Genomic DNA, 8367 nt, shown 5'->3' on the forward strand with positions numbered 1-8367 from the left:
GATATGTACTCAAACCTCACGCCCCCCCAAGGCCGAGCTGTTGCCTGACCAACACTTCCCACACACATTGTCGTTTTCAGCAATCCCCCAACCCTCCAATCCCCCCTGTTTACAGGCCCAAAAACCCGGCATGCCTTGTGCAATGACCCAGTTCCCGGACTTTAGGCCTGACCCATCATGCAAGAACCCGCCCCTTACCCGCGACGATCCAGCCCGTTGCTCCTTATCGGCACCGCCACACTCTGCGGCCTGCTCCTGGGCTGTGGCCAAGGCAGCTCAACCGTCACCCGCAGTGACCAACCGGTAAAGGGCGGCACCCTGGTCTACGCCACCGACCGCGAACCCACCTGCCTCGACCCCCACGTGGCCGGCGACATGCCCCAGGTGTTCGTCGCCCAGCAGTACCTCGACTCCCTGGTCTCGATGGACGCCGACGGCCGCATCGGCCCCTGGCTCGCCCAGACCTGGGAAGTCTCCCCCGACGGCCTGACCTACACCTTCCACCTGCGCAACGACGTGCACTTCACCGACGGCACCCCGTTCAACGCCGCGGCGGTCAAGGCCAACCTCGACCACATGGCCAACCCCAAGACCCAATCCAGCACCGCAGGCGGCTACATCCGCCAATACCGCAGCACCGACGTGCTCGACGAATACACCGCAGTGGTGCACCTGGCCACGCCGTACGCGGCCTTTCTTGAAGTCCTCGCCCAAGGCTTCCTCGGCATCGAGTCCCCCACAGCCCTGCTGCGCTCGCGCGATGTGAACTGCGAAAGCCCGGTCGGCAGCGGCCCGTTCAAGGTCGTGCGCTGGGACCGGCAAAGCCAGGTCGAGCTGGTGCGCAACCCCGACTACAACTGGGCGCCACCCACCGCCAAGCACCAGGGCCCGGCCTGGCTCGACCGGATCGTCTGGAAGTTCATCCAGGAACCTTCCGTGCGCTTCGCCTCGTTGCAGGCTGGCGAGGTCGACGTGATCGAGGCATTGCCCCCCGAATCCCACGAGGCCGCTCGACGCAACCCGGACCTGACCCTGGTGATCGCCCAACGCCCCGGCAACCCCACCAACGGCACGCTGAACATTACCCGTGCGCCGTTCGATGACGTGCGAGTGCGCGAAGCCTTCGTACGCAGTTCCGACATCGAGGGCGCGTTGAAGAGCGTGTACTTCAACGAATTCCCCCGCGCCGGCGGGCCGCTGAGCCCAGCCACGCGCTTCTACAGCCCGGAGTTCCAGCACGCCCAGGATTACGACCCGGCCCGGGCTGCGCAGTTACTCGACCAGTCCGGCTGGACCCAGCGCGACAGCGAGGGCTACCGCACCAAGGACGGCAAGCGCCTGCAAGTCCATGTGGTGATGGGCAACCGCACGCCACCGTCGGAATACACCTTGTGGGAACAGGTGCAGGCCACCACCCGGCAGGTCGGCTTCGAGCTGATCGTCGACCAGATGAGTGACGTGCAGGCCACCAAACGCCAGGCCGACTGGGACTACGACATTCGCCTCGGCTACTGGAACACCAACACCGCCGACGTGCTGCGGATCATCTTCGGCAGTGAGTTCATCAGCCCGGCGGGTGTCGGTGGTTACCACCAGAACACCGCAGGCTTCAGTGATCCGGCGTTCGACACGCTGATCCGGCAAGCCCTCACCACCCAGGACAGCGAGCAGCGCCGGGCGCTGTATTACCAGGCGCAGAAAATCGCTTCCAGCCAGTACCTGCAATTGACCACCTACCCGCAAAGCACGCGGCTGGGTATCTACAAGACCACCCAGGGCGTGCGGCTGGAGCCGTCGCTGGCGGTGACTTATCTCTATGACGCATGGGTGAACAAATGAGCGACACATCACTTGCCAACCCACGGCGCGAGCGCCTGGCCCGGCTCGGCAAACGTGCGCTGTGGCGCCTTGCCGGCGGCGTGCTGGTGCTCTGGGCGGTGGCCACGCTGACGTTCTTTGCCTTGCGCCTGATGCCCGGCGATCCGGTGCAGGCGATCCTTGGCGGCCCGAGCGGCAACCCCACCCCCGAGACCATCGCCGAAGCCACCCGCGAGTACGGCCTCGACAAACCATTGGCGGTGCAATACGCGTTGTACCTCGGGCGACTGGTGCAGGGTGACCTGGGGGTTTCCTATTCCCAGCACCTGCCGGTGACCCGAGTGCTCGCCGAGCAATCCTGGCCGACCCTGGAGCTGACCCTGACCTCGCTCGCCCTGGCCTGGATTCTGGTGCTGGCGCTGACGGTGCTGACCGCCGGGCGCCGCCGCTGGGTGGCCAGCCTGGCCTCGTTGGCCGAAACCCTGGCCGCCGCGCTGCCGCACTTCTGGCTGGGGATTCTGCTGCTGGCGGTGTTTGCGTTCGGCCTGCGGCTGTTCCCGCCGGCAGGCAGTGATGGCTGGCGCACCCTGGTGTTGCCGTCGTTCGCCCTGGCGATTCCGCTGGCCGGGTTTATCGCCCAGGTCACCCGCGAATCCCTGGATTTGACCCTTGACCAACCCTTCATCCTGACCGCCCGCACCCGTGGCCTGAGTGACTTCAACGTGCGCTTCAAACACGCGTTGCGCCACGCCGTGTTGCCGGGCATCTCGCTGTCGGGCTGGGCCATCGGCGCGCTGATCAGCGGCGCCGTGGTGATCGAAGTGATTTTTTCCCGCAAGGGCCTCGGCCGCCAGTTGTACCAAGCGGTGCAGGCCCAGGACCTGCCGCTGACCATCGGCATCAGCCTGGTGGTCGCCGCCGGTTACGTGCTCGCCAATATTCTGGTCGACCTGCTGTACCTGTGGGTCGACCCTCGCCAACAGGAGCTTCCAGCATGAGTGGCCTGACCCTGGAAACACCGCTGCCCGCGCTGCGGATTCAGCGCACCACTCGCACGCTGCGCCTCGGCCCGCTGTTGGCGATTACCTTTCTGTTGCTGGTGATCGTCGCGGCGCTGGTGCCGCAGTTGTTCGCCTACAGCGACCCGCTGGCCATCGTGCCCCGCGATGCGTTTCATTCGCCGAGCCTGGCCCACTGGTTCGGCACCGATCAGTCGGGGCGGGATATTTTTTCGCGGGTGATCCATGGTACTCGCCAGTCGTTGTTCATCGGCCTGGCAGCCACGGCGATTGCGATGACCATCGCCATCGTGCTTGGCCTGTTGGGCGGGCTGGGCGGCGCGCGGGTGGACCGCGGCGTGGGTTGGTTGCTGGAAGTGTTGTTTGCGTTTCCGAGCCTGATCCTGGCGCTGTTGTTCGTGGCGATTTTCGGCAGCGGCATCGGCCCGCTGATCGTCGCTACCGGGCTGGGCAGTGCACCGGGTTATGCGCGGATGGTCCGTGGCCAGGTGCTGGCGGTGCGCAACGCGGGCTATATCGAAGCCGCCCGCGCCCTCGGGCATCCGCCGCTGCGCATCATCCTGCGCCAGTTGCTGCCGAACGCCATGCGCCCATTGATCGTGACCCTGACCATGGGCGTGGGCCAGGCGATTGTCTGGGCCTCGGCCCTGAGTTTTCTCGGCCTGGGCGCCCGTCCGCCGGCACCGGAGTGGGGGACCATGTTGTCCATGGGCCGCGACTTCATCGCCAACGCCTGGTGGCTGACGTTCTTCCCCGGGCTGTTCATCGTATTGACCACGCTGTCGACCACGGTCACTGGCCGTTACCTGCAACAACGCCTGGAGGGCCGTCTTTCATGAGCGACCAGAAACGCTTGATCGTTGAAGGGCTGTCCATCGAGTTTGCCGGGCAGTCGGTGGTGCGCAATCTGTCTTTCACCCTGGAGCCTGGCAAGACCCTGGCGCTGGTGGGCGAATCCGGCTCCGGTAAAAGCGTCACCGCCCGCAGCCTGATCGGCCTGGCGGGTGCGGGCGCGAAGGTTACGGCGCGCACCTTGAGCTATGACGGTGTGGATTTGCTCAGCCTGTCGGAACGCGGCTGGCGTCGTTTGCGTGGCAATGGCATCGGCTTCGTGTTGCAGGATGCACTGGTGTCCCTCGACCCGTTGCGGCCGGTGGGCAAGGAAATTCTCGAAGTGCTGGAGACCCATCGCTGGGGCGACCGTCGCAGCCGTGGCGAACGCGTCATTGAACTGCTGGAACTGGTGGGCGTACCCGAACCGCAACTGCGTGCGCGCCAGCGCCCCGATCAACTCTCCGGCGGCCTGCGCCAGCGTGCGCTGATTGCCAGCGCACTGGCATTGAACCCCGGCCTGGTGATTGCCGATGAACCGACCACGGCGCTGGATGCCACGGTGCAAGCGCAGATCCTGCAGGTATTGCAGCAGATCAAGGCCCGTGGCGATTCGCTGCTGATCATCAGCCATGACCTGGCAGTGGTCGCGCAATTGGCGGATGAGGTGCTGGTGCTGCGCCACGGCGAAGTGGTGGAGCAGGGGCCGATGGATCAGGTGCTGCTCAACCCGCGCCACGCCTACACCCGCTCGCTGCTGGATGCGGTGCCCGCCGAACATGCCCGTGGCACACGCCTGTCGCCGGAGCGCAGCAACGCTGTGGCGCAACCACGGCCGGGCGCGGATTCGCCGGTGTTGCTCAAGGCCTCCGGGCTGGGCAAGCGGTATGTCGGCCCCGATCAACAGTCGCGCCAGGTGGTGGATAACGTCAGCTTCGAGCTGCGCGCCGGTCGCACCCTGGGCATCGTCGGTGAATCCGGCTCCGGCAAAACCACCGTGGCACGCATCGCCCTCGGCTTGCTGCAACCGGATGCCGGTGAGGTGCGTTTTCTCGACCAGCCATGGGCCGCGGCAGGTACCGAGCGGGTCGAGGAAAAGACCCGCCGTGTGCATCGCCGGGATATCAGCGTGATTTATCAGGACCCGCTGAGTTCGTTCGACCCGCGCTGGACGGTGGGGCAGATCCTCAGTGATGCGCTGGACGTTGCCGGTATCGACGCCGAGCAACAGGCGGCCCGCGTGACACAGTTGCTCGACCAGGTACGCCTGGCGCCGCAATTGGCCGAGCGCCGACCGTTGCAACTGTCGGGCGGGCAGCGCCAGCGCGTGGCGATTGCCCGGGCGATTGCCAGCAACCCCAAAGTGATTATCTGCGACGAGCCGGTGTCGGCGCTGGACGTGTCGGTGCAGGCCCAGGTCCTGGATCTGCTGGCCGACCTGCAAGCCTCGCTGGGCCTGGCCTACCTGTTTATCTCCCACGACCTGGGGGTGATTCGCCACGTCAGCGACGAAGTGTTGGTGATGCGCCACGGCCAGGTGGTGGAAAGCGCCAGCGTCGAGACGTTGTTTGAATCGCCCCAGCACGAATACACCCGGCGCCTGCTGGGCGCGGTGCCACGCCTGCCAGGCAGCGGCAAGCAGTTGGTGGTGCCGGCCCTGGAGCCGGAAAACCCCGGCTGGCTGTTTGATGAATCGCGCCTGTGGAAAATCGCCATCTAGACCTGAATCAAGGAAGTGCCATGAGCAAGTTGTCTGCTGTACCCACGCCGCCGGTTGTAACGGTGGCCGAACTGAACGCCCGCGCCGACCGCATCCTGCCGCAGATTGCCGCCGGCGCTGCGCAACGTGAGCGTGACCGCCAACTGCCGTATGAGGCCGTGGCGCAGATCGCCCAGGCCGGGTTGTTTACCGTGCGGATTCCCAAGCGGTTTGGCGGCGCCGGTGGTTCGGTCAAGGACGTGATTGCCTTGCTGATTCGCATCGCCTCGGCCGACTCCAACGTGGCCCAGGCGCTGCGCCCCGGTTTCGGGTTTGTCGAAGGCCTGCTGGCGTCCCGCGCCGAGGGGGCGGAGGAGGAGCGCGAGCGTTGGTTCGGGCGCTACCTGCAAGGCGCCGTGATCGGCAATGCCGGCTGGGAAGTCGGCGGTGCCAACGGTTCGATCAGTGCGCGCATCGTGCGTGACGGCGAGCACTTTCGCGCTTGCGGCAGCAAGTACTACAGCACCGGTTCGTTGTATGCCGATTGGGTCAGCGCCGTCGCCCTGGACGAGAATGACCAGCCCGTGTCGTTCATCCTGCCGCGCGACCGCCAGGGCCTGGAGTTGCTGGATGATTTCGACGCCATGGGTCAGCGCCTGACCGCCAGTGGCACCACCCATCTGCATGATGTGCAGGTGTTGGCCAGCGAGATCCGCACCCGCACCGTCGAGGAAGGCAAGCGCACGATTGTCACGCCGTTCCTGCAAGTGTTCCTCGCGGCGGTGCAGGCCGGTATTGCGCGTAATGCGCTGAATGATGCGGTGACCTTTGCCAAGGAGCATGCGCGGCCGATCAAGCACAGCAGCGCCACGCGCTCGGTGGATGACCCGTACGTGGAACTGAGCGTGGGCGACGTTTCAGCCCGGGCTTTTACCGCCGAAGCGGTGGTGTTGCACGCGGCGGACTCCATTGACCGCGCCTGGGCTGCGGACCTTGATGCGGTGGCCGTCGACCAGGCGGCAGTGGACGTGGCCCAGGCGCAATACATCGCGGCGGAGTCGGCGCTCAAGGCCGCCGAGCTGGTGTTCGACGTGGGTGGCGCTTCCACCACCGGCCGCGCGCATAACCTGGACCGGCACTGGCGCAACGCGCGCACCGTGGCCAACCACAATCCCCGGCACTGGAAAGCCGCAGCCGTGGGCGCCTGGCAACTCAAGGGCACGCCGCCTCCGACATCGGGGCTGTTTTGAACAAAGCCCTCGACCTTTCACACCCCTTGGGCGAGGTGGGCACCGGGCACGCGCGCCGGGTGCCGATGATCATCGGCTGTGCGCTGTTCATGGAATTGATCGACGCCACGGCGGTGCTCACGGCGCTGCCGCAGATGGCCCAGGATTTCGGCGAGCCCAGCGTGCGCATGAACCTGGTGGTGTCGCTGTACCTGCTGGCGGTGGCGCTGTTCGTGCCGGTCAGCGGCTGGGCGGCCGACCGGTTCGGGCCGCGTCGGGTGTTTATCAGCGCCATCGTTCTGTTCACCCTCGCGTCGGTGGCCTGTGCCTGCTCGGGCTCGCTGTTGCAACTGTCCCTGGCGCGTTTGGCCCAGGGTGCCTCGGGGGCGATGATGGTGCCGGTGGGGCAGGTGATCCTGCTGCGCTGGTCGGCGCGGGAAAACCTGCTGCGTGCCATGTCGTACCTGACGGTGGCGGCGCTGGTTGGGCCGCTGCTGGGCCCACCGTTGGGCGGGCTGTTGGTGACGGTGCTGTCGTGGCACTGGATCTTCCTGATCAACCTGCCGATCGGCGTGCTTGGGGTGATCCTGGTGCTGCGCTATATCCCGGACTATTCCGGGACACCCGGCCAGCCATTGGACGTTCCCGGCCTGTTGCTCAGCGGTGTGGCATTGGGCGGACTGGTGTTCGGTTTCGAGGTGCTGGGCCACGGCCTGTTGCCGCGCCAGTGGGCGTTGCTGCTGATTGGCGGCGGGCTGTTGAGTGCCTGGCTGTATGTCCTGCATGCACGGCGGACGGCGTACCCGTTGATCGATTTTTCATTGTTGAAAATCCCGACCTTCGCGGTGAGCTTCTGGGGCGGCAACCTTATGCGCATCGGCAGCGCGTCACAGCCGTTTTTGCTGGTGTTGCTGTTCCAGCTGTGTTTCGGGCTTAACCCGTTGCAGGCGGGGCTGCTGAGCGTGGCCGGTGGCGTGGGTGCGTTGCTGATGAAAATGCTGGCAGTGCGGATTGTCAGCTGCTTCGGTTTCCGGCGCACCTTGATCGGCAATGCGGTGCTCACCGGTGCAACCATCCTGGCGTGCAGCCTGTTCGAGGTATCAACGCCTTACTGGATTGTAATACTGGTGTTATTTGGCAGCGGGATCATTCGTTCGCTGCAATTCAGCACCCTGGGGGCGTTGACCTATGCCGACGTGCCACCGGAACAATCCAGCCGCGCCAGCAGCCTGTCGGCGATGACCATTCAGTTGACGTTGAGTTTATCGGTGGGCATCGCGGCGGGGCTGCTCGGTTTGATCATGGCCGTGCGCGGGCATGCCACGGTCGAGCAGAGTGATATCGCCTGGATCATGGCGGGTGCCGGATTGCTGTGTGCCTTGTCGGGGCTGGTTTATCGCAGGCTGTCGCCCCAGGCGGGCTCGGCGATTTATGCAAAACGCGCAGAGGGAATGTGATGATTCGGGCAGCACGTATCGAGGACGCAGGTGATATTGCCTGGGTGCATATTCGCAGTTGGCAGCAGGCTTATCGTGAACTGATGCCGGCGGATTACCTGGCTTCGCTGGAGGCGACACAGCCTCGGCGTGAAGCCTTTTGGCGGCAGTCGATTGAGCAGGGGAGCGAAGCTGTGTTTGTCGCGCAGGTCGAGGGGCGTGTGGTGGGCTGGATTGTTGTCAGCTCGAGTCGTGATGAGGATGCTGATCCAGGCGTAACCGGTGAAGTGCAGGCGGTGTATGTGCTGGCCGAGCATTGGGGAACGGGGGTGGGC

At 65.4% G+C, this 8367-nt stretch carries 7 protein-coding genes; all 7 read left to right on the forward strand.

Going from position 1 to position 8367, the window contains the following annotated elements; all coding sequences use genetic code 11:
* The first annotated feature begins 177 nt into the window (after positions 1 to 177).
* Positions 178 to 1839 (forward strand): ABC transporter substrate-binding protein, encoded by a 1662-nt coding sequence (locus tag HX869_RS30625; RefSeq protein WP_178904134.1) that lies wholly within the window; start codon positions 178 to 180, stop codon positions 1837 to 1839.
* Positions 1836 to 2816 (forward strand): ABC transporter permease, encoded by a 981-nt coding sequence (locus tag HX869_RS30630; RefSeq protein ID WP_102370239.1) that lies wholly within the window; start codon positions 1836 to 1838, stop codon positions 2814 to 2816. The genes HX869_RS30625 and HX869_RS30630 overlap by 4 nt, the downstream gene beginning before the upstream one ends.
* Positions 2813 to 3676, forward strand: a complete 864-nt coding sequence (locus tag HX869_RS30635) for an ABC transporter permease (RefSeq protein ID WP_003219852.1) — start codon at positions 2813 to 2815, stop codon at positions 3674 to 3676. Before HX869_RS30630 ends, HX869_RS30635 begins: the two co-directional genes overlap by 4 nt.
* Positions 3673 to 5388 carry an ABC transporter ATP-binding protein gene (locus HX869_RS30640; RefSeq protein WP_178904135.1) on the forward strand — a complete coding sequence of 572 codons (1716 nt, stop codon included), beginning with the start codon at positions 3673 to 3675 and terminating at the stop codon, positions 5386 to 5388. Before HX869_RS30635 ends, HX869_RS30640 begins: the two co-directional genes overlap by 4 nt.
* A 20-nt stretch (positions 5389 to 5408) precedes the next feature.
* Entirely contained in the window at positions 5409 to 6617 is a 1209-nt protein-coding gene (locus HX869_RS30645; protein ID WP_008431174.1) for an acyl-CoA dehydrogenase family protein, read from the forward strand.
* Entirely contained in the window at positions 6614 to 8053 is a 1440-nt protein-coding gene (locus tag HX869_RS30650) for an MFS transporter (RefSeq protein WP_178904136.1), read from the forward strand. Before HX869_RS30645 ends, HX869_RS30650 begins: the two co-directional genes overlap by 4 nt.
* Positions 8053 to 8367: GNAT family N-acetyltransferase (locus HX869_RS30655; RefSeq protein WP_178904137.1), on the forward strand; the 315-nt coding region annotated here is incomplete at its 3' end. The genes HX869_RS30650 and HX869_RS30655, both read left to right, overlap by 1 nt.

Source organism: Pseudomonas sp. P7779 (assembly GCF_013386315.1).
In the GTDB taxonomy this organism is placed as follows: Bacteria; Pseudomonadota; Gammaproteobacteria; order Pseudomonadales; family Pseudomonadaceae; genus Aquipseudomonas.

Bases quoted from the DNA above. Each gene is read 5' to 3' on its own strand.
- HX869_RS30640 (WP_178904135.1), top strand. From the start codon at position 3,673: ATGAGCGACCAGAAACGCTTGATCGTTGAAGGGCTGTCCATCGAGTTT.
- HX869_RS30645 (WP_008431174.1), top strand. From the start codon at position 5,409: ATGAGCAAGTTGTCTGCTGTACCCACGCCGCCGGTTGTAACGGTGGCC.
- HX869_RS30625 (WP_178904134.1), top strand. From the start codon at position 178: ATGCAAGAACCCGCCCCTTACCCGCGACGATCCAGCCCGTTGCTCCTT.
- HX869_RS30630 (WP_102370239.1), top strand. From the start codon at position 1,836: ATGAGCGACACATCACTTGCCAACCCACGGCGCGAGCGCCTGGCCCGG.
- HX869_RS30635 (WP_003219852.1), top strand. From the start codon at position 2,813: ATGAGTGGCCTGACCCTGGAAACACCGCTGCCCGCGCTGCGGATTCAG.